The 20,617-nt window shown below is 61.5% G+C and carries 17 protein-coding genes; 9 read left to right on the top strand and 8 right to left on the bottom strand.

Annotation, left to right across the window (positions count from 1 at the left end; genetic code table 11):
• Window positions 1–228 precede the first annotated feature (228 nt).
• Window positions 229–981, bottom strand: a complete 753-nt coding sequence (locus tag F8C90_RS03165; RefSeq protein ID WP_158048995.1) for a double zinc ribbon domain-containing protein — start codon at window positions 979–981, stop codon at window positions 229–231.
• 436 nt (window positions 982–1,417) lie between these two features.
• Here F8C90_RS03165 and F8C90_RS03160 point away from each other — a divergent pair, with 436 nt between their 5' ends.
• The gene (locus tag F8C90_RS03160; RefSeq protein WP_158048994.1) at window positions 1,418–3,724 is read left to right on the top strand and encodes a molybdopterin-dependent oxidoreductase; all 2,307 of its coding nucleotides are present in this window, start codon (window positions 1,418–1,420) and stop codon (window positions 3,722–3,724) included.
• Between the two features lie 12 nt (window positions 3,725–3,736).
• The gene (locus F8C90_RS03155) at window positions 3,737–4,069 is read left to right on the top strand and encodes a 4Fe-4S dicluster domain-containing protein (protein WP_158048993.1); all 333 of its coding nucleotides are present in this window, start codon (window positions 3,737–3,739) and stop codon (window positions 4,067–4,069) included.
• A gap of 483 nt (window positions 4,070–4,552) precedes the next feature.
• On the opposite strand, the gene F8C90_RS03150 is transcribed toward F8C90_RS03155, so the two are convergent.
• On the bottom strand, window positions 4,553–6,127 hold the full coding sequence (locus F8C90_RS03150; RefSeq protein WP_158048992.1) for a PucR family transcriptional regulator: 1,575 nt from the start codon (window positions 6,125–6,127) through the stop codon (window positions 4,553–4,555).
• Window positions 6,128–6,598: 471 nt separating this feature from the next.
• Between F8C90_RS03150 and F8C90_RS03145 the strand changes: the two genes are divergently transcribed.
• Window positions 6,599–7,537, top strand: a complete 939-nt coding sequence (locus tag F8C90_RS03145; protein ID WP_170264513.1) for a substrate-binding periplasmic protein — start codon at window positions 6,599–6,601, stop codon at window positions 7,535–7,537.
• A 238-nt stretch (window positions 7,538–7,775) separates the two neighbouring features.
• Here the strand turns inward: F8C90_RS03145 and F8C90_RS03140 are convergent, their stop codons facing one another.
• On the bottom strand, window positions 7,776–10,703 hold the full coding sequence (locus F8C90_RS03140) for an insulinase family protein (protein WP_158048990.1): 2,928 nt from the start codon (window positions 10,701–10,703) through the stop codon (window positions 7,776–7,778).
• A 153-nt stretch (window positions 10,704–10,856) separates the two neighbouring features.
• On the opposite strand from F8C90_RS03140, the gene F8C90_RS03135 reads away from it, so the two are divergent.
• The 5 genes from F8C90_RS03135 (at window position 10,857) to rplT (ending at window position 14,001) form a co-directional block, all read left to right on the top strand.
• Window positions 10,857–11,291: a hypothetical protein gene (locus tag F8C90_RS03135; protein WP_158048989.1), complete on the top strand. Its 435-nt coding sequence runs from the start codon at window positions 10,857–10,859 to the stop codon at window positions 11,289–11,291.
• 39 nt (window positions 11,292–11,330) lie between these two features.
• Window positions 11,331–12,635 carry a histone-lysine N-methyltransferase gene (locus tag F8C90_RS03130; RefSeq protein ID WP_246155759.1) on the top strand — a complete coding sequence of 435 codons (1,305 nt, stop codon included), beginning with the start codon at window positions 11,331–11,333 and terminating at the stop codon, window positions 12,633–12,635.
• Between the two features lie 208 nt (window positions 12,636–12,843).
• The gene (gene infC / locus F8C90_RS03125) at window positions 12,844–13,419 is read left to right on the top strand and encodes a translation initiation factor IF-3 (protein WP_211361001.1); all 576 of its coding nucleotides are present in this window, start codon (window positions 12,844–12,846) and stop codon (window positions 13,417–13,419) included.
• Complete coding sequence (rpmI, locus tag F8C90_RS03120) at window positions 13,419–13,616, top strand: 50S ribosomal protein L35 (protein WP_158048988.1); 198 nt, start codon at window positions 13,419–13,421, stop codon at window positions 13,614–13,616. Before infC ends, rpmI begins: the two co-directional genes overlap by 1 nt.
• A 31-nt stretch (window positions 13,617–13,647) precedes the next feature.
• The gene (gene rplT / locus F8C90_RS03115; protein WP_158048987.1) at window positions 13,648–14,001 is read left to right on the top strand and encodes a 50S ribosomal protein L20; all 354 of its coding nucleotides are present in this window, start codon (window positions 13,648–13,650) and stop codon (window positions 13,999–14,001) included.
• 112 nt (window positions 14,002–14,113) lie between these two features.
• Here the strand turns inward: rplT and F8C90_RS03110 are convergent, their stop codons facing one another.
• Window positions 14,114–14,683, bottom strand: coding sequence for a transposase (locus F8C90_RS03110; protein WP_158048986.1), 570 nt, complete (start codon window positions 14,681–14,683; stop codon window positions 14,114–14,116).
• A gap of 380 nt (window positions 14,684–15,063) precedes the next feature.
• Here F8C90_RS03110 and F8C90_RS03105 point away from each other — a divergent pair, with 380 nt between their 5' ends.
• Window positions 15,064–15,783, top strand: coding sequence for a ubiquinone/menaquinone biosynthesis methyltransferase (locus tag F8C90_RS03105; RefSeq protein ID WP_158048985.1), 720 nt, complete (start codon window positions 15,064–15,066; stop codon window positions 15,781–15,783).
• 161 nt (window positions 15,784–15,944) lie between these two features.
• Here F8C90_RS03105 and F8C90_RS03100 read toward each other — a convergent pair whose 3' ends face one another.
• The 4 genes from F8C90_RS03100 to F8C90_RS03085 are packed head-to-tail and all read right to left on the bottom strand — an operon-like array spanning window position 15,945 to window position 20,501.
• Entirely contained in the window at window positions 15,945–17,144 is a 1,200-nt protein-coding gene (locus F8C90_RS03100) for a molybdopterin molybdotransferase MoeA (protein WP_170264512.1), read from the bottom strand.
• Between the two features lie 32 nt (window positions 17,145–17,176).
• Window positions 17,177–18,511: a nitrogenase component 1 gene (locus F8C90_RS03095; RefSeq protein WP_158048983.1), complete on the bottom strand. Its 1,335-nt coding sequence runs from the start codon at window positions 18,509–18,511 to the stop codon at window positions 17,177–17,179.
• Complete coding sequence (locus tag F8C90_RS03090) at window positions 18,451–19,725, bottom strand: nitrogenase component 1 (RefSeq protein ID WP_158048982.1); 1,275 nt, start codon at window positions 19,723–19,725, stop codon at window positions 18,451–18,453. The genes F8C90_RS03095 and F8C90_RS03090 overlap by 61 nt, the downstream gene beginning before the upstream one ends.
• On the bottom strand, window positions 19,722–20,501 hold the full coding sequence (locus tag F8C90_RS03085; RefSeq protein ID WP_158048981.1) for a nucleotide-binding protein: 780 nt from the start codon (window positions 20,499–20,501) through the stop codon (window positions 19,722–19,724). Before F8C90_RS03085 ends, F8C90_RS03090 begins: the two co-directional genes overlap by 4 nt.
• Between the last annotated feature and the right edge of the window lie 116 nt (window positions 20,502–20,617).

The following is a 20,617-nucleotide window of genomic DNA, read 5'->3' as shown; positions in this document are numbered from 1 at the left end:
GAAGTAACATGGTTCATTGCGAGCCCCTCTCATGTATGTGGCAACTTAGGAAAAACTGCCGGTTGTATAAATGACGCACGACCATTATCAGCCTATGATCCACGGTCATTAGGAAGACGACATGAAGTAGGGGCTCACAATGTTCTACTCATATCGTCTTTTGGGCGCGGGAAGGCATAGTTCGCGAAGGGGCCCACGTCGCGGGAACGCGCGTGCCCTTGTCGCTCATCAAGCCCGTGCGAAGGTGAGGCAGTGCACGGTGCGCCCGCCCGCTTCCCGTATCGCGTCGCACGCGGCGAACAGCGTGGCGCCTGTCGTGCACACGTCGTCGATGAGCAGGATGCTTTCCGGCGCGCTTGCGCCCGGCAGGGCGGATACGGCATGCGCCATGTTCCCCATGCGTGCGCGACGGGAAAGCGCACGCTGGTCGTGGGCGCACGGCGGGGAAAGCAGGGGGATGACGGGCCGCCCGATTACGAGCGCCACCTCCTGCGCGAGCAGCTTCGCGTGGTCGAACCCTCGGCGTGCCCGGGCCTTGCGCGAGGCGGGGACGAACGTAACCCCTGCCACTTCGCTCGCAATCTCGGGGGAGAGGTAGCGTGCCATGTAGCGCGCCATCTCCGTTGCAAGTCGTTGCTCGCCCCCGTCCTTGTAGACGACGGCGATGCGCCGCGAGCTTTCAGTGAGTTCGAAGGGGCTTACGAGGCTCGAGAACGCCACGGCTTTTCGTCCCGTTGCGGCAAGCATTACGGGATTGCACTCGGTGCACTGCGTATGCCCCCAGGGGGCACCGCAGATGGGGCATGCGCGCCAAAGGTCGATGAAGGGAAGTTCACTTCTGCAGCGTTCGCATAAAAGTTCGCCGGGCTCATCGCAAATGGCGCAGCGGGTGGGCCAAAGCGTCTCCGCGACAGCCTGCGCCGCTGCCTCGGCGTAGAGGCGCGCGGTGTCGGCGAGGGTGGTTGTCGCGAAGGCTGTCATGATGTGGAGTGTAACGAGCGATCCTGACAGATGATGTGCGCGAGCCTTGTCAAAACGCGGCGCGATGGAAACATTCTTCAGGCGTGCTTTCCAAGCCTTTTAAGGAATCTTATGGCAGCATTGCCATTCTTCTGCGGGATTTCTCAGCAGCATTTTGCCGGGCGCGCGCATATTCCGCCTTCCGTTCGCTCCCGCGATTCCCAAAAACCTTGCAAGAACCTGGCAGGACCCCCTGGTTTTTAGCCAAGGCGTCGTAGCTTCGCCGCGCTATTCGCGCCATCTTCTTTTTCTCGACATTGGTTATGTGCCAATGATACAAAAACTCGCTCTTTTATTGGTTTTTGGGTACATACTCATCTCTTCTCGCGCTTCCTATACTTCATGGCAGAGAGGGACCTGACGGGGGTCTCCATCGAGGAGGAGAGAGGGCGAGAAGATGAAGTTCAACGAGAATCTCTATCGCAAGGAAAAGCACTGGAAGGAAGGGGAGTTCGACGTTTACCGCAACATGCAATGGACGGGCCCTGGCTGCCACGAAGGTTGCGGCGTGCTGTTCTACGTCAAGGACGGTAAGGTCGACCACATCGAGGGCGACCCCAATGATGAGTTCAGCCGCGGCCGTCTGTGCATGCGCTGCCTGAACATGGTCGACGAAGCCATCAACAACCCGACTCGTTTGGGCCATCCCTTGAAGCGCGTGGGTAAGCGCGGCGAGAACAAGTGGGAGCAGATTTCCTGGGATGAGGCGTACGACATGATCGAGGAGCATGTCCGCGCTGCCTGGGACGAAATCGGTCCCGAAGCGATCGTCGCCCTTGAAGGCACTGGCCGCAACGTCGTGTGGCAAATCCCCCTGCTTGAGTATTCTGCGTTCAAGAGTCCGAACTTCGGTTGCGGCTTCCTCTCTGGCGACTCGTGCTACCTGCCGCGCTGCTCGGCTTCCGTGGGCGTTATGGGCGGCCCTGCTGTCGTCGACTGCGGCCAGTACGACCCGCGTCGTTACGATAATCCCGAGTACAAGTTCCCCGAGGTCATCCTCCAGTGGGGCTGCAATGCCGTCAAGACCAACGCTGATGGCTTCCTCGGCCACTGGCTTGTCGACTGCATGAAGGAAGGCGGCTCAAAGCTCATCAACGTCGACCCGCGCGTTACTTGGATGGGCTCGCGTGCCGAGTACAACATCCAGCCCCGTCCCGGCACCGACGCTGCCGTTGCGATGGCCATGATCAACGTGGTCATCGAGGAGGACCTCTATGATCACGATTTCGTCGAGAACTGGTGCTACGGCTTCGATGCACTGCGTGATGAGATGAAGGACAAGACCCCCGAATGGGCTGCCGAGATCGCCTGGGTCGATGCCGAGGATATTCGCGGTGCCGCTCGTCTCTACGCATCCGGTAAGCCCTCGGCCTTCCATTGGGGCCTTTCGACCGACATGACGCCGAACGGCGTTGGCCAGGCGCACGCGTTCATGGTGCTCGAAGGCATCACTGGCAACGTCGATGTGCCCGGCGGCAACTACCTGGCGACCGGCCCCTATGGCGTCGACGCCCTGTACGGCTGCGGCTACAATTACTTCATCTCGCCCGAACTTCAGGAGAAGCGTATCGGCGTCGAGAAGTACCCGATGCACAAGTACGGCGCTGCGGCCTGCGCTGTAGGCGATGAGATCCTGCTTCAGCTCGAGACCGAGCAGCCCTATCAGATCAAGGTTATGTACCTTGCAGGCACGAATCCCATCGTGAACATGGCTGCTGAGGCTCCGCGCGTTTACAAGGCGATGCTCAACTGCCCGTTCATCGTGGTTGCCGATATGTGGATGACCCCGACCGCGACTGCCTGCGCTGACCTCGTCCTGCCTGTTGCCATGAGCTGCGAGCGCGACTCCTTCCGCGAATGGTGGACCCCAAGCCGTGCGATCACCAAGATCACCCAATACGAGGAAGCGAAGTCCGACGAGGAGATTCTCGTTGACCTCTCCCTGCGCTTGAACGGCGACAACGTGCCGTGGCACGATGTCGAGTCCCTGCTCAACTGGGTGCTGGCAAAGGACAACGCACCGCGCACCTGGACCGAGCTCAAGGACATGATGTACGAGTACAACTTCCAGGGCTACCGCCGTTACGAGTCGGGCAAGCTTCGCCCCGACGGACAGCCTGGATTCAACACGATGACGGGCAAGCTCGAACTTCAAAGTTGCCTTCTGGGTGCGCTCGGCTACCACGATCTGCCGTATTTCGAGGAGCCGCCCGAGAGCCCCGTTTCGGCGCCCGAACTCTACAAGGAGTACCCGCTCGTGCTCACCACCGGCAAGCGCCACTGGGAATTCTTCCACTCTGAGCATCGCAATATGCCCACGATGCGCGAATTCCGCCCCGAGCCGACCTTCGACATCAACCCGGTTGACGCCGAGAAGTACGGTATCGAAGATGGACAATGGGTGTGGATTGAGAATCAGCGCGGCCGCTGCCGCCAGATCGCCCACCTGGTGCCGACGATGAAGGAAGGAACCATCTGCGCCGATCATGGCTGGTCGTTCCCCGAAACCGAGGAAGCGGCGCCGAACCTGCAGGGCATCTGGGACGTCAATATCAACAATCTGACCACCCAGTGCGTGGTCGGCGAAACCGGCTACGGCGCTCCCTATCGCTGTCTGCTGTGCAAGATCTACCCGGTAACTGAAGAGAACAGCAAGGTGACGCCTACCCAGGTCGTTGCCCAGATGATCGCGGATGCGGAATAGGAGGAGCAGGAAATGAGCGCAAACGGCCTTTTCATCAACTACGAGTTCTGCACCGGCTGCCACAGCTGCGAGGTGGCGTGCAAGAAGGAGCATAAGCTTCCCAAGGGTCAGTTCGGCATGCACGTGCTGCAGGACGGACCGCGCCAGATGCTCGATGGCAAATGGGAGTTCACTTACATCCCATACCCCTCGCACCAGTGCGACCTGTGCACTGAGCGTACGGCGGAGGGGCGCCTTCCCACCTGCGTGCATCACTGCCAGGCGGGCGTCATGGAATACGGGCCGCTCGAAGAGCTTGTGAAATACGCCGAGAAGTACCCGAAGTCGATGATTTACTCGCTGTAGAGAAGCACTAGCTTCACAGCGACCTCGCCTGATGCAAGCCGGCTTTGCTCGCTTCGTGCGCGCGGGCCGGCTTGTGTCGTCGATGGCGAGCCGTATCCGTCAGAGCGCCTGTCGGCCGTTCCTCGTGTGCGGGCCGACTTGCGTCGCGGGAAAGGAATCTTGCCATGGGCTGTATGAGCTGCAATCCCTTTTGCGGGAAGTGCCGGCCGCCTCATCCCAAGCCAGTCGTCTGCAAGGCGTGCGGCAGGCTCGTGATGCGCGGTCGCTACGAGAAGTGGGTATGCCCCCGCTGCGGCGCCGCCCTGCCTCCTCGCGAGCGACTCCGTTGCAATTGGACGGGCCTTTTGTGCGACATCCCCTGCATGTACAATGTGCGCGAGAATCAAGTGGGCGCGCTCCATCCCTGCAGATGGCCAGACGGCAACCATCTCTATAAAGGCTGATTCGGGGCGAGGCAGTCTGGGATTTGGTAATGTGGGCCCGTTAATCCATGATTCCGAAAAGGTAGTGAAGGAAGAGACGTGTGTCGCAATTGTCCAGGTCGATTCGGTAGTCGGTTTTGATCTTGTTGAGTCGATACACTACGGTATTGCGATGCATGTTCAAAAGCTCGGCCGTCTTCTTCACGCTGCGGTCGAAATAGAGGTAGATCTTTAAGAGGCCGAAATCGTTGGTCCCGTTCTCCTCGTCGGCGCGGCGGAGCCTGCTCACGAGATTGGGGGATGCGGCGTACTTCGCGATGAACTCTGCGGTGTCAGCGTACGGATCAACCAGGTAGCAGGGGAAATAGCGGTTGAATCGGAAGACGCAGTCGATGTAGGGCTCGCTGGACTGCAAGGCGAGGTACTTCGAATAGTTCTTCTGGCCGTACTCCAGGGCAACATCCGCTTCCATGCGCCCCATATGGCAGTACTCGAGCAGGTCGAAACGCGAGGAAAGCCCTATCTTCGCCTTAAGGCGGGAAACTGCCTCGAACAGCGCTTCTTCCATGCTGGCAATCTTCTTTGAACTTCGCTTTGCCGAAATCATCAGTACATAGATGCGTTGGTCGGCTATCACGGTGCGGCACGCTTGGAGCCCCGTGCGAATCTGATGTGCGATGTGCGCGACGCCGCCGCACTCTTCGGCGCCCGTGATTACCGCTATCTCGAAAACTCCCTCGACCGGCAGGCCGAACAGGCGAGCCTTCTCTTTGAAATCGTAGGGGTCGTGGATGTTATCGTTCAGTATCGACGAAAGAAACGCCGCCCCTTTATCTCGCGAGGGGAGGGTCGTTTGCCAAAATCGATCGAGGCAAGTACCGATTTGGTCGGCGAGCAGGTTAAACAGGAACTGCTGCCAAGGCTTGAATGTTTCGGAAGAGACCATAACGAGATGTGCTGCATAATTTCCCCCGAGGCGATATATCCGCGACATGTTGGGGAGTGGGTTGATGGCGTTGCCTCCCTGGTCGAGGTGGCTTTTGTTTTGCGTATGCCAGCGCTGGTCTTGGGCGAGGCGCTCGATTTGGGGGATCATCGAGGTCGGATAGCTACCCGTCTCGATGAGCGCGCGGCTCATGTTGTCGAGCGGAGGGAAGTGCGGTGTCGCGGCGACGCGCGCATAGAGAGCATCGGAGAGGGCGATGTATTTCCCTAGCACTTTCTCGCTCAGGTCAATGAGCTGCTGGGTCGAGCAATTGGAGAGGACAAGGCGCGACATCTCGGCATCCCATTCCCGGATGCCCACGAGGTAGCGGTTGACCGTGCTGCAGACAGCGGCGGGGGAAAGTGAGGTGACGACGAGGGGAAACGCTGCTCGTTCGCTATCGATTGCCGGGTCCTTCGCGTCGTCGGCTGCGGTGACCGCGAGAACCGGGCGTGTTTGGCCGTCGCCTGCCATCTTGAGCGCCTGGCTGAAGGAAGCGACGAGAAGCGCCTGCTCTCCGTCGTCCTCTTCGATTGCCGAGGTGTCGCTGCTGGCATAGGAAAACGTGCGCAGAGCCCAATCGGGAGGGACCTCGATGGGCACGCCCGCCTTCTCGAGGCAGGGTTCGATGATGCTGAGTGGGAAAAGCATGGAAACCCCCTTTGGCGTACGACCTTCTCGTTGCCATGCATTCGTTTGCCCCCATATTACCCCAAGCGTCTTCTTTCCCCACTTCCATGTGGAATGATGTGTGTGCTTCTATTCGCTGTTGCCGTTCTGCTACACTGAAACGTGCTTCTTTCGGGTCTGTAGTTGCGGAAACGCTCCGGGCGTTTCTCAGTCCAAGGCAGACGCGGTCGAAAGGATCCACGTAAGTTGCGCGTTTTGCGCGCAGCGAGCATGGCGCGTCCTAGAGGTAAGTCGCACCGCCCGATCCCATTTTCGTGCGGCACAAGGCCGCCGCGGGCGAGAGGTACTACGGGTGCAAGCTCACGACCCAGTGCGCGAGTGTGGGGGCAAAGACTAGGTCAGCCGAAAGAAGCGCATGAAAAGGAACAGACGGAGGTTACGGTGACGAAGCGTTTTCGGAAAGCTATCCTATGCGTGGCGATCGGTTGCGCCATGGCTCTTGCGTTCGCAATGACGGGCTGCTCGACCGATTCCACTTACGAGCCCGAGACGAAGACCCCTCAGGTTCAATCGCCGACCATTAAGGAAGCCGGCGTTTTGCGCGTCGGCGTGAACACGGGCCGCGCCCCGCTCGCCGGCATGTCGGGCAACAAGATCGTTGGCATCGACGTCGACGTGGCCGCTGCCATTGCGGACAGCCTCGGCCTGAAGCTTTCCATCGTCGATACGGGCAGCGATCCCGAAGGCGCGCTCAAGGACGGGTCGGTCGACATCGTGCTCGGCATCGACAAGTCCTCGACTGACGGTTCGTTCTGGAAATCCGACTCTTATCTGCCCACGGGCATCGCGCTCTTCGCCATGTCGGAGAACGCTGCTGTTCCGACTGCGACGACTGGTGCCAAGTTCGCCGCGCAGGTTTCCTCCACGAGCGCTTGGGCCGTCATGAACGAGTTCGGCGACACGTCGCTCACCTCCACCTCCAGCCCGAAAGAGGCGTTCGCGGCTTTGAGCTCGGGACAGGTGCAATACGTTGCCGCCGACGCGGTCATCGGCAAGTACTATGCGAACGGGTCGAACATCAACGCGAGCATTATCGCGCTCATGCAGCAGCCGAGTGGCTATTGCGTCGGTGTGCTCGATAGCAACTCTGACTTGAAGACCGCCATCGCCAACGCCGTGAGCTCTCTGAACTCCAATGGAGTGATGAGTGTTATCCAGTCGAAGTGGCTAGGCGGCAACATGGACCTCTCGTCGGTGAAGCTCACCGCTGGGGCGACATCGGGCGCGAAGGCGAAATCGGACTCGACGACGAACGGCGCAACCTCGACCGACGCGGCGTCTGCTGGTGCGAGCGCGCAGGGTGCTACCTCGACCGATACGACGTCGGGAGGCGCGTCCTCGGCTGGGTCGAACGCCGTGAAGGCTTCGTAAGCTGCACCACCTCAGGTGGCGGCTTGCCATTGCCCGATCCGCAACTCACAAGTGGAAATGCTTCATTAGTTGAAGCGCCTCCTTTCGGAGGCGTTTCGCATTTAGAGCAGCGATTTCGTGCCAGAATCTCTTCAATTCGATGTACTTTTCCGACTCGCAATGCGGGCTCGAATCATGCGGGCGCGGTTGGGCACGCCTCGGGCGCAGGCGCTTTCGGCCCGCACCCGACAAGCAAGCCTTACTCTCCGAGCAAGTCCACCACAGTGAAGTCGGCCTTCGCGCTCTCGATGATCTCGCGGTTGCCGAACACGCAGGCAATGTTCTTGCTCGCCGCCTGGCTCACGGCGTCTCCGAGCGCCCGCACCTCTTCGATGGTCGCATTTGCTACCTGTGAACGCGTGACCAGGCGCTCTGCCGGGTCGATGTGCGCGAACACGTAGCCGTCCTGGCGCCGCGCGAGCTCGCGGGGCTTCAATGGCGCGTCGAGGCCCGCGACGGTCGAGACGATGTAGCCGTCCATCTCCGGTTCGCTCGGGCTGAAATCGGAAAGCCACGCGCCTGCCGCGCGGAAGCGCTCGAGGGTCTCGTCGACATGCGGGTCGCGATACGAGTAGAAGCGCAGGTTGCCCGTGCGGGTGGGCGAGAACCCTGCTCCGTAGGCGCCGCCCTTCACGCGCACCTCGTTCCATAAAAAGTCGTAGGATAGCGCCCTCGACGCCACGAGCCAGGCGCCCGAATAGGGGACTCCGAGCAAGCGGCGGTCGAAGCCGAGCGCGGTGTAGGTCACGTCCGTCGGCACGGCGAACGCCTCGCCGGTTGCGGGGACCTGCGGTTCGGGCACGACGAGGCGCGCCGTGCAGCCCGGCTCCCCGGTGCGGCCCGTGGCCATTCCCGCGCCCATCACGCGGTTAAAATCGTCGTCCTTGCCCGTGAAGCCGATTGTGCAGTTGTCGTCGGTGAAGATGCGGCGCGCCACTTCGGTAAGCTTCGTGGCGAGAGTTTCCTTCTCATTGTCGAACGTGGCGAGCGTGCGCTTCAGGAACCGATAGAAACCCACTCCGTCGATCTGCTCGCGCACGACGGCGGCGGGCAGGTAGTAGGACGCGACGTGCGCCATCGCTGCAGTGTGCCCAGCGTTCGCGAAATTCTGCTCCATGCTGACGCGCTTCTGCACGAGGATGTCGCGGATCTTGCCAAAGTCGTCGTAAAGCGTCTCTTCGATGATCTCGCTCGGTAGCGTCGCCGCCCACTCGGCGTTCTCGGCGAGCGTCGAGCACGACACGGTCAGCTTCGGGGAAAGCGCGCTGCGGTCGTCTTCCCGCTCGTGCGCCTCGGTGTAGAAGGCGAGGTTTCCGAGCTTCGCCTGCGTGAGCGTGTCGATCTCCGTCGCGGTGTGCTTGCTCGTCGCAAGCTTGCCGAGCACCATGGCGAGAATCTTCGCATAGGGCAGCTCCTCGAAGGCAAGGCGCTCCAGGCCGTAGTAGCGATACGCGTACACGATGCCGCGCGTCGCCACATCGTGCCTGATCACGGGAATCTCTCCCGATTCGTCGAGGCGGAAAGCGGGCTCTGCGGGCGCTTGCTCGATGTCGTTTGCGCGCATGCGGGGAAGGGTCGCGAGCGCTTCGGGCGAGTCGGGCTCCTCCTGTGCACGGCGAAGGGCGGCGACGTCGGCTTCGATCGCGGCGATCCGCTTGTCGTCGAGCTTGCGTTCCATCTGGGCCAAGCGGGTGGCCGCGGCATCGTCGTCATCGGGGGCCTTGTCAACAGGCACAACCTCCGCGTCGGCTACGTGGTTGTTCTCCAGGAACACCTCGCGAATCAGTTGCTCGAAGTAGCCCTCGTCGAGCTTCTTGCGCAGGCTTTCGAACGCATCCTCGTAGCGCAGATAATCGAGCGCGGCATCGTCGTCGTAGAGCCAGCCGGCCATGCACGAGCACGCGAGCGCCACGCCGTCGGCGATCCCGAAGTTCTGCTCGCGCATCACGAACTCGGCATGCGAGAGAGCAGCCGCCACCACGTCGTGGTCGAGCGCGCCGTCCGCAAGCTCTGTAAGCACACGAGAAAGCGCAGGTCGCAGGCGCTCGGCGGCGTCTTCCTCAAGGCCTTTTGCCTGCACGACGGCAAAAGGCTGCAACATGGCGTCGGCCATGTAGGCGACGATGTCGCAGGCGAGGTTCTCGTCGAGCAGCGCGCGCTTCGCAGGCGCTTCGTTCGAGCCGAAGATCGCGTCGAGCAGGATGTCCATTGCGATCATGCGCTCTCTGTCGGCGGCGGTTCCCGCCACGAAGCCGACCGCGCAGCAGGCGTTCTCGGGCGCCGTCTTCATGGGCGTCTTGTTCCCGAATGACATGACGGGCGCCTGCAGCTCAAGCGGGTTCGGTGCACCATCGGCGCCTGCCTCGGCGGCATCGGGCGCAAGATAGCGCTCGTCGAGGAAAGCGAGGAACCTCTCGATATCCATGTTCCCGTAGAGCACGATCTTCGCGTTGGCCAGGTTGTAGTGACGGCGGTGGGTGTCGAGGAACTCCTCGTAGGATAGCGTCGGGATGGCGGAGGGCTTGCCGCCCGACTCGAAGCGGTACGCCGTGTCGGGGAACAGCGTCGCCGAAAGCTCGTCGTAGAGAATCGACTCGGGGTCGGAGAGCGCGCCTTTCATCTCGTTATACACTACGCCGTTGTAGGCGAGCTTGCCCGAGCCCTCCTCGCCGGCGAGTTCCACATGCCAGCCTTCCTGCTCGAAGATCGCGCGCTTGTGGAAGATGGCGGGGTGTAGCACGGCGTCGAGATAGACGTCCATGAGGTTCAAAAGATCTTGCTCATTGGTACTCGCCACGGGGTAGATCGTCTTGTCGGGGTAGGTCATAGCGTTCAAGAACGTCTGCATCGAGCTTTTGAGCAGGTTTACGAAGGGCTCTTTCACGGGAAACTTGTCCGAGCCGCAAAGCACCGAGTGCTCGAGGATGTGGAAGACGCCCGTGTCGTTCGCGGGCGGTGTCTTGAAAGCGATCGAGAACGCCTTGTTCGCGTCGTCGTTTTGCAGGTAGAGCAGCTGCGCGCGCGAGGCGTTGTGGTCGAGCACGTAGGCGCGCCCGTCGATTTCGGGCAGGTCGGAGGTGGTGCGCACGGTGAACCCGTGCACGGTTTTACAAGGGGTGAGTTCCATAGGACGTCTTTCTCGGAAGGGCTTCTCGTTCGCTTCCTATTGTCGCACAACGCGCCCCGCCGCCTGGGGGCAACGTGGATATATCGCAGGGAAGACGCAACGGCTTGGGCCAATCATCTATAATCGTGCGAAGACGACGGAAAGGATAAGGCCGTGACTGGAGACGCCCAAAAATTCTCGCATATCAGCGTTGCGTCCGACGACGAGGACGATGTTGTGATCGAAGCGGGCGCCCCCCGTTTTCGCAGCTATGGGGAAGGCGAGTCCGCAGCGCAGCCCGCAGGAGACGAGGCGGCAGCGAGCGCGGCGAACAAGACGTCCGTGGTTGACGGTGGGGAAGGCTTCGCCGATCGCGCTTCGGCAGGTGCCGCTCCCGCCGAGAGAGTTTCCACCCCTGCTCCCGAGCGTGCCGCGAAAGCCGACAAGCCTGCTCGTAAGGCGTCCGCCCCTGCTCGCAAGGGTTACGAGGAGACGACGCTTGCGGACCTCGAGGGCACCAAGATGTCCGGCATGCAGAAGGGCATTATCGCGGTGGCCCTCATAGGAATCGCCGCATTCATCGTGTACTACGTGGCGTTTATGGGCTAGAAGGGCCTGTGACCTGCGAAGAGATTGAAAGGTATCGCAATGCCGAAACACACTGGAAAAGCAACAGAAGGCAGAGACGATCAGGCGATGCGCAAGGGCGAGGTCGATCGCTCGAACGACATCGGATTGACCCAGGCGTTCGCGCCCATAGGCGATGACGGCTGGTCGGAAGGGGGCCGGCACGCCTATTCCGGCGAGGAGGGCGAGATAGCCTTCGAGGAAGACGCCTTCGCGGACGATAAGCCAGGGAGGACGGACCGCTTTGCCCCGATTGCGGGCAACGACCCCTACGCAGCCGATGCGTGGGACGCGCAGGACGGCTCTTCCGATGCGGGCGCGCCGCTTGACGCGGATGATGCCTATACCGCAGGCGAAGCGCGCGGCTCTTCCCAGGGGGCACACGCGGGCGGTTTCAGCTACAAAGGCGACGACGAGGACGAATACCCCGATGCGCTCGAGAGCCTCGAGCCCGTGGTCGAGCCCTCGACGTTCGACCCCGACGTTCCCGCCGACCCCGCTCCCGCGCGCGGGCGCCACTCTTCGGCTGCAAAGGAGGAAATCCCCTCCTACATGCGCAAATCGCGCCGCATGCGTCGCATCCTCATTGTGGTCGTGGTGCTGCTCGTGCTTCTGCTCGCCGCCGGCGGGTACTTCGCCGTCCGCCTGTTCCAAACCGCGCAGACGGCCGCCTACCAGCAGACCCAGCAGCAGCAATCGAACCAGGATACGAGCTCGCTGCAGGCGGGAAGCGAAGGAAACGACGCCACGTCGACCGTGAAGAAGACGAGCGCACCGAACTTGACCGAGCTTTTGGGCTGCACGCAAGACGATGCGCTCGCCAAGGTTGGGCGTGGCGCTCAGGTTACCGTGTCGAACGAGGTCAACGAGGAGGGCAACCCCATCAAGACCGAAGTTCGCGTGGCCTTGACCGACGAGCCTGCCGACACGCGCACGGGCACGCCGACGCTGTATCTGGGCCTCGACGAGGACGGGGCGGTCGTTCAGGCGGGCTATTCCGCCGGCACGGCGTCGCTCGGCTACGGCACGCTCTCGTTCTCAGACGCGGTGAAAAACGAGTCGATCATCGAGAAGACGCTTCAGGAGGCAGGCATCTCCGTCCCCGCGGGCACGGTGTCGCTCCCAGCCGACAAGACGGAGTATTCCACCTACGCGTCGGACGGAACCACGTTGGTGAAGGAATATTGCCCGTTCTCGGGTGACATCGATATCAACGGCGTCTCCCATACGTGGTCGGCGGTCCTTTCCTATGACTACTCGGTGGCGAACGCCTCGGGCAACCTCGCCGACACGATCCGCATCATTTATGTGTACATCAATGCATAAATAGCAAATGAGCCCTTGCGTTTGCCGCGCGAGGGCTCTATACTGTAACGGCTGTATTCAAGCGAGGGCGAAAGCTCTCCACCTGTTTCGGCGCTTCGGCTGCTGATGGGTCGCTTCAATAACGTGCCTTGCGCACATCCTTTGAATTGCGAAACCCGCGGCCGTGCCTGCGGGTTTTTTGTTGCGCACAAGCGCAAGAGGAAGGAAGGTGAGCGCGATAGCTGCTCAGGAGCCACGGCTCAATGACGAGATCACTGCACGTGAATGCCGTCTGATCGGCTTTGACGGAGCGCAGCTGGGAATCTACACGGTGGCGCAAGCTCAACGTGTCGCGGATGACCAGAATCTCGACTTGGTCGAGATCGCCCCGAACGCCGAGCCGCCGGTCTGCCGCATCATGGACTACGGAAAGTTCAAGTACGATCAGGCCATCAAGGCAAAGCAGGCTCGCAAGAACCAGAGCAAGATCGAGACCAAGGAAATGAAGTTCCGCCCGAAGATCGACGTGGGCGACTACACCACCAAGAAGAAGCATGTGCTTCGCTTCTTGGACGCGGGGAACAAGGTGAAAATCACCATCATGTTCCGCGGTCGCGAAATGGCTCACCCCGAACAGGGTCTTTCCATTCTCGAGCGTTTGGCTGACGACCTCAAAGACGTTGCGGTTGTCGAGAACCAGCCCAAGATGGAAGGGCGCAACATGCACATGCTCATCGCTCCTTTGCCCGGTGCGGCGAAGAAGAAAAAAGAGACCAACAAGAAAGCAGAAGGAAAGGACGAATAATGCCTAAGATGAAAACCCACCGCGGTACCGCCAAGCGTTTCCGCGTCACCGGTTCCGGCAAGATCATGCGTGCGAAGGCTTTCAAGAGCCACATCCTCACCAAGAAGAGCCAGAAGCGCAAGCGCAACTTCCGCAACGAGACCGAGCTCTCCAAGGCAGACGCCAAGGTCGTCGGCCGCAATCTCGGCATCCGCTAGTTCGTTTTCAGTTCTTTAAGGAGATAATACTATGGCACGCATCAAGCGTTCTATCCACGCCCGCAAAAAGCGCCGCACCGTTCTCAGCCGTGCAAAGGGTTACTACGGCGCGAAGTCCCGTTCTTACCGTGCAGCGAAGCAGCAGGTCCAGCACTCGCTTCAGTACATGTACCGCGACCGTCGCAATAAGAAGCGCAACATCCGTCGCCTCTGGATCACCCGCATCAACGCTGCTGCCCGCATCAACGGCCTGTCCTACTCCGTGTTCATGAACGGCCTCAAGAAGGCCGGCGTCGAGCTCGACCGCAAGGTGCTCGCCGACATGGCTGTGAACGACCCTGCCGCTTTCACCGCTGTGGTCGAGGTTGCCAAGAAGGCCCTGTAAGTCCAGCTTACGCATCATATCGCAATCACTGAGAAGCCGAGGAATCCCTCGGCTTCTGCTTATAGGACAAAAAGTGTGCCTGCCTTAGAGGCATCGGCTTCTTTGTTTTGGGTCAGTCGCAAAATCTGTGGGATTTGGGGTTCTCGACGTGTCTTCTCCTGCTTGAGTCGATGATCTTCAGGAAGAAGCACTCGCCGTCCGGGTAGCCGTATCCCTGCCGTCTTATCGTTTCGATGCGGTTGTTCGCGCCCTCGACCTTCCCCGAGGAGATGGCGCGGGTCGCATGGCCGGCGATGCCGTCGATGTGGTTGGCCAGCAGGTTGGCGAACCGGCGGAAGCGGCTGTCGCCCGCGTCCCCGCGCACGGCCACGATGTCGTCGACGGCGAGCCGCATGCCGTGCTCGTCGCGGAGCCTGTAGGCAGCGTCGAGCTGCTCTTTCACCGGCTCCAGGGTGAGCAGCGGCGAGTTCGACGCCGGGAGTGCCTCGCAGCGCCCGACGCGCCCGCCGCCGCGGCGGGCGTCCTCCGCGCCGAACAGCGTGGAGCCCTTCTTGGCGACCTTGCCCTCCGCGGCCTCGCCGTCCTTCCCGAGCGGCGTCTCGCGCGAGGGCGCCTCTCCGGGAGGCCCTCGCAGAGGTCCGGGTTCGCGTCGCAGGTTACCGCCTCGTCCTTGGCCATCCACCCGAGCCCGACGTGCTCCACGAAGTCGTAGACGACCTGCTTCTCTTGCCGTGCCTGGCCCACGGCGCACGCCCTGTCGACGGATGCGTCGTCGAGGCACCCCTTGAACACGGCGGCGGCGCGGCCGGAGGGCAGCGTGGCGGTCCCGACCCCGTCTTGGATGAAGCCGGGGAGCAGGGACGGCATGGTCAGATGGCCCGCGGGGGCCGCGAGCATGGCATAGTCCGTTCGGTGTCTTTCTTTTGATGGTCTGTTCATCGTGGAGGATGAAACCACATCATATAGGAAGACACCTTTCACCTCAGGGCTGTCACGGTATCTGGGCGGTGCCTAAGCGGCCAATCCCACGAAAAAAGTGACTGACCCCTTTCATCTGAGCGCGTGAAGGATATTTTCTCGTCCATTACGAAGAAATACGAGCGATTCAACGTCATTTCGAGCTTTGGCGCTTATAAGCTGTGGCTTGCGGGCATGATGCGCCAGGCGCCTATTAGCCTAGCCGACGACGTGCTAGACATTGCTGGTGGCACGGGTGATGTGACGTTCGCGGTGCTTCGCGCGAGCCACCCGACGCACATTCAATGCACCGACCTTGTTCCCGAGATGCTCGATGTTGCGCGCGCACACCTGGCAAGCGAGCCGCGCACGCCCGCAGGCGACGCGACGTGTGCGGGCGTGCCCGCGGCGTTCGAAGTGGTAGATGCGCAGGATATACCGTACGCCGACGAAAGCTACGATGCCGCGATCATGGCGTATGGCATTCGCAACATGCCTGACCGCCCGCGCGCGCTTTTCGAGATGTATCGCGTGCTCAAGCCCGGCGGTGCGCTGGTGTGCCTGGAGTTCTCCACGCCGCCGAACGCCGCGTGGCGTGCGCTGTACAACTTCTACCTCAAGCACCTCATTCCGTTTTGGGGCGGTCTTATCACCGGCGACAAGGCGGGGTTCGTGTACTTGACGAAATCCATCAAGGCGTTTCCCGACCAGCAGGGCCTTGCCAACTTAATGAAGCAGGCGGGTTTCGCCGAGGTGACGTGGAAGAACTACACCGGCGGCATCGCCGCGGTTCACGTGGCCATCAAACCCGAGGGGGAGCGGTAGCGAAGGCGAGTGGCAGTAGTGCGGCTTCACGTGGCAATAGTGCAGCGAAAGGGGCTTTGCGACTAGGTTCGACAAGCGCAAGCTTCCTTATTGTTTGCGTTTCGTGGGCGCTTCGGGTTTCGATTCGGATGTGCGCTTCGGTGCGGCAATAGCTCGCACCGCTACGCCCAATCGACGGTGTCGAGCAGCTCTATTTCGACGGTTTGCCCCGCCTCGAGCTTGACACCTGCGGGAACCGCCGCAAAGGCGTTCACTTCCCTGATGTTTTGCGCGAGCGTGCAGCCGTTCGGCGCGGGAGCGGCGTGAAGCACGCCGTCGACTTCGTGCGCGACGAGCCGGGCAAGGTGCTCGAAGCTGGGGCGACCCCTCAGTGGCGCGTCGAGCACAGCGGGCCGTTTCACGCGCGGTGCGGCGGTTTGGCCGTAGAAAGCCCTGATCAGCCCAGATATAAGCCAGTCTTGCGCAAGAGCGGCGGCAATCATGGGGCCGGGTACGTTGATTGCCGGCTTGCCGTTAACGATGGCCAAGCCAATGGGCCTACCGGGAACGGCTTTGATGCCGTGTGAGAAATACGTCGCCCGCTCCTCGAGGAGCTCGGAGTTGTAGTCTTCCGACCCGCGCGACGAGCCGCCGTTGACAATGACGATGTCGGCCTTCGAGAGGGCTTCGTCTATGGCAGCTCCCAGCTGCTCGCGCACGTCGGGCACAATGCCGAACTCGATCATCTCGGCGCCGAGCTGCTCAAAGCAAGCGCGCAGCATCACGGAGTTCGTTTGGATGTTCTGCCCGCGCGAAGGGGCGGTTCCCACGGAGACGAGCTCGTTGCCCGTGGGGATATAGGCGATTTTCGGCTTGCAGATCACAGGAACTGAGCTCCAGCCACCAGCGGCGAGGATCGCCATGAGCTTCGGCGTGAGGGTGTCTCCCGCGCGGGACAAAAGCTCGCCCTCTTGCATGAACGACCCAGCGCGCTTGATGCCCGACTCCTTCTTGAACTCGTAGGCTGCAGGAAGGGTCAAGCCGCCGTTTTCGTTGAGCGTGACGTTCTCGATGGCTATGACGGAGTCGAACTCGTCGGGGAAGTCGTCGCCGGTGTCGGCCTGGGCGAAGTCTTCCCCTCGTTTCCAGAGGGCCGTGTTGGGAGCGCCTTCCTCGAAGTCGGACGAGCGAACGGCAATGCCGTCGACTGCCGACGTGCGGTGAACGGGAAGGCTGTGCTGAGCGTGGCAGTCTTGCGCAAGGACGCGCCCGAGCGAGCGCTCAATGGGAACGGTCTCGGTTTCCCTTTGAGGCGTCCAACGCGAGATAATGGCCTCAAGCGCCTCGGGTCGTGAAAGCGCGTTTTCGATGTCGAATTTCATGGATGCTCCTGTCTTTTGCCTGAACGGTGCGGTTAAAGCAGTTTCGATACGTCGGTGGTTAGGTAGCGCAGCATCTCGGCCTCGAAGAGGTTGCTCGAAAGCGCGGGATGCGCAAGGCGAACGTGCCTGCTCGCCCGCGCGCCGGGAATGCGCCCGAGCAAAGGGTCGCCTATGATGCTGGAGAAGTTGCCGTTGCGCACGAGGTCGACGAGTTGCCGCTCGCATGCGATAGCTGCGTCTTCCGCCCCCGCGAACACGGGGCGCTTCCCAAAAAGGCTCGCGACGGTGATCTTGCCGGGCCATCCCTCCAAGCGAAGCGCCGAGCGCAGGGAGCTGGCGCAAACCCAGTCGCCTACGATGAGCGCGCTCTCGTTGGCCCTCTGGGGGCCCGCGCCCACGTTGCCGTCCGTACCCGCATTGCCGCCCGCGCCTTCGCTCTCGCTTCCCACCAGGGCATAAGCGGAAGACCCGCTTGTGGCAGCCTGCCTGAGGCTTGCGGCCACGTAGGCCGCCTGCTTGCCGGCGCACGGCAGCCCCACCACGAACGGCGTGCCGAACAGCGCTTCTGCGGTGGTGGCCGCTTTGAGCGCGCCCGCCGAAACAACGAGGTTCACGTCTGCTTTGGGCGTTTGCCTCACGTCTTCGAGCGAGAAACCCATGCACCAGCAAGCACCGACTTCAAAACCTTCGTTCTGAAGCCAACTCGTAAGGTCGTGCTCGGTCCCAACGGTGCCGAAGTCGAGTGGGGTAATTCCCAAAACGTTGACGCGCGGCCTCGGGGCGGGCGAGGCGGGCTGCTCGCGGCCGTCGCCCTCGCAAGGCTCGCCGGGGCGGCACGCGCGGGGGCGGTTTGCGGGCGACGAGCAGAATTTCTTGAGCAGCCCGCGGCATGCGCGATCTATGCCCTGCTCGTAGGTTGCGAAGCCCGTGGTGGCAAAGCCGATCGAGGGAATGCCCGTAAGGACCTCGACTTCTTTCGCCATGCCCGATGTGTCCATGCCGGTAATGGCAGGAACGGGGCTGCCGAGCACGGCGATGCCGCGTGGCGAGGTGCTGCGCGCCGCATCGACAATTTTGGCGATGGTTCCCGCTTCGTCTCCCATGACAACGTCAAGGGTGCGCAGTTGGGAGCACAGGGTGGTTACCTTCTCGCGCGACCAGCGCGGTTCGTCGTAGTCGACGTAGTTGCGCGTGCAGCATGCCGCATCGTTCATGACCACGAGGAAGTCAAGATCGAAAAGGCACGAGCACACGCCCGAGTAGTCGGCGGCGAACGAGGGTAGGAAAAGCGACAGGCGAGACAAGGCTACCCCTCCCATTCCGTTGTGCTCGTAAGCGAGTCCATCATGAGTTTCATGAGCTGCCATACGGCCTGATAGCCGAAAAGCCCCTCGTCTTTTTGCAGCGCAACGAAATGCGGCGCCTTCAGCAGGTAGGCGCAGTCGAACCCGACGCAAACGGCGTTGCGGGGAAGTCCGAGCTCTATTATGTCGTCATAGCTCTCGCTGCGAACGACGTTGACGTGCGGGGCGTTTTCCAGCACCCAGTCGCGAGCCTCGGCGTCTTCGGGTTTTTCGTGCAGGGCGAACACGGCGCACACGTTGAACCCGTAACCCATGAGGGCCTTTGCAAGTGCGAAGGGACGCATCGCGGCGGACGAGTCCACTATGACGGCGCGATCCCCCAAATGCTTGCGTGCGCGCTTAATGGCGCTTCGCGCGCGGTCTTTTGCTTGGGTCATGATGACGTCCGCAGGGTTTCGTCGTGCGCTACCCTCGCAGTGCGGTGCTTCGAGTGATATCTGCTCGGCGGGAATCGCCCCAAGCGCCTTTCCTAGGGCCAGATAGCATGCCTCAATGTTGGCGAACTCGTAGTCGACAGGTGCGCTGAGCTGCGGGATGCCCAGGCGCTTCTCCATGCATTCGGCGGCGTATGAGCCAATGTTGGCGAGCACTATGTTAAGCCGGCTTTTCGCGAGCGCCTGGTATTCCTCGTACGTCGTGCAGGCAAAAAGCTGGCGCACTTCGCCGATTCCCCACGCCTCGAGAATGCGAGGCAGCTCGCAGTCTCGCTCAAGCGATGCGAAGTTGCCGATGAGGTTGACGGCATCATCGCGCCCGCTTGCGGGGCCGATGGGATCGAGCATGCTGTAGAGGCGCTCGTGGATGCGCAGCCCCGTGGAGAGGCCCTTATCGGCCGCAATGGGGTTCATGTGCATGGTGGCGAACCCCGTTGCGGGGAAGCGCTCCCGAAGTTTTGCGAGCATGGCGTCTTCGTCGGTTCCCAGAAAATCGTCGACGCAGTTGAGGTGGATGAAGAACGCGCGCGGCTGCCTATCGAGCGATGCGAGCACGTTGTCGACGGCCTCGAAGAGGCGCTGCTCGTATGCGCCGGTGGCTAAATCGGCCTCGCTCATGTAGAGAAATCCCATGTGCCCGCGCGCGTCGTTTCGAATGGCGCGAATAGACACACGGCGCACGCATGCGGGTGGACAGAGGTATAAATCGAAGCTCTCGGGAATGCCCAGCGATATCTTCGGGCGTCCGCGATGGGGGATGAACAGCGAGAGGTCGCGACTCACCTTGATCCCACCTCGCCCAAGCCGAGTGCGGCCGCTTTGGCGAGCATGGCATCGACGAGTGTTTCGTATGCGTGGGCAACAGTGCTATCGGGCGCCCCCTCGATCACGGTACACTGCCGCTGCTCGCATTCGTGGATGTCGGAGGAGCGTGGTATGGTGCCCACGACCTCGGTGTTGAGCTCGCGGGCGAGTTGCTCGACAAACTCGTCTTCGTTCTCGACGTTTCGCTTGTTGAGAATCAGCCCGCCGAATTGCGCGTAGTCGCGCGTCTTGAAGCGCTCAACTGCCGAAGCAATGTTCGATGCGGCGTACATCGCCATCATCTCGCCGGAGGTGACCACGAAAACGATGTCGGAGTGCTCGCCGCGCAAGGGAAGCGAGAACCCGCCGCACACCACGTCGCCGAGAACGTCGTAGAGAACCACGTCGGGCCGGTATACCCCATAGGCGTTCAGCTCGTCGAGCTGCTCGAAGGCGGTGATAATCCCGCGTCCCGCGCAGCCTGTCCCTGGTGTTGGCCCGCCCGCCTCGACGCACAGAACGCCGGCATGCCCTTTGTGCACGACGTCGTCGAGGGCGGGGTCGCCGTGCGCGCGCATGGTGTCGAGCACGGAATCGATGCGCTGCCCATGCATGAGCAAAAGCGTTGAGTCGGCTTTAGGGTCGCACCCGATCTGCATGATGGTGAGTCCTCGCTGCGCAAGTGCGGCCGAGAGGTTCGACACCGTTGTCGACTTGCCGATGCCGCCCTTTCCGTATATCGCGATTCTCAACATGGGGGAGCGACTCCTTTCTGTTTGCCATTGGGCACTGAGGTGTTAGAATTTTTTACTTAAATAACTATAATCTGAATCAAAGATACATTCCGTTGCTTTTACCACCAACAGGAGAG

This window comes from Ellagibacter isourolithinifaciens, assembly GCF_008831035.1.
Classification (GTDB): Bacteria; Actinomycetota; Coriobacteriia; order Coriobacteriales; family Eggerthellaceae; genus Ellagibacter; species Ellagibacter isourolithinifaciens.
The sequence above is the reverse complement of the archived record's forward strand: the minus strand, read 5'-3'. Positions and strand labels throughout refer to the sequence as shown.

Excerpts from the sequence above, each read along its gene's own strand:
- F8C90_RS03100 (WP_170264512.1), bottom strand. The coding sequence starts at position 17,144 with ATGAAATTCGACATCGAAAACGCGCTTTCACGACCCGAGGCGCTTGAG.
- rpmI (WP_158048988.1), top strand. The coding sequence starts at position 13,419 with ATGCCTAAGATGAAAACCCACCGCGGTACCGCCAAGCGTTTCCGCGTC.
- F8C90_RS03165 (WP_158048995.1), bottom strand. The coding sequence starts at position 981 with ATGACAGCCTTCGCGACAACCACCCTCGCCGACACCGCGCGCCTCTAC.
- F8C90_RS03130 (WP_246155759.1), top strand. The coding sequence starts at position 11,331 with ATGCCGAAACACACTGGAAAAGCAACAGAAGGCAGAGACGATCAGGCG.
- F8C90_RS03150 (WP_158048992.1), bottom strand. The coding sequence starts at position 6,127 with ATGCTTTTCCCACTCAGCATCATCGAACCCTGCCTCGAGAAGGCGGGC.
- F8C90_RS03095 (WP_158048983.1), bottom strand. The coding sequence starts at position 18,511 with ATGGCAGCTCATGAAACTCATGATGGACTCGCTTACGAGCACAACGGA.
- F8C90_RS03140 (WP_158048990.1), bottom strand. The coding sequence starts at position 10,703 with ATGGAACTCACCCCTTGTAAAACCGTGCACGGGTTCACCGTGCGCACC.
- rplT (WP_158048987.1), top strand. The coding sequence starts at position 13,648 with ATGGCACGCATCAAGCGTTCTATCCACGCCCGCAAAAAGCGCCGCACC.
- F8C90_RS03155 (WP_158048993.1), top strand. The coding sequence starts at position 3,737 with ATGAGCGCAAACGGCCTTTTCATCAACTACGAGTTCTGCACCGGCTGC.
- F8C90_RS03085 (WP_158048981.1), bottom strand. The coding sequence starts at position 20,501 with ATGTTGAGAATCGCGATATACGGAAAGGGCGGCATCGGCAAGTCGACA.
- F8C90_RS03145 (WP_170264513.1), top strand. The coding sequence starts at position 6,599 with ATGGCTCTTGCGTTCGCAATGACGGGCTGCTCGACCGATTCCACTTAC.
- F8C90_RS03160 (WP_158048994.1), top strand. The coding sequence starts at position 1,418 with ATGAAGTTCAACGAGAATCTCTATCGCAAGGAAAAGCACTGGAAGGAA.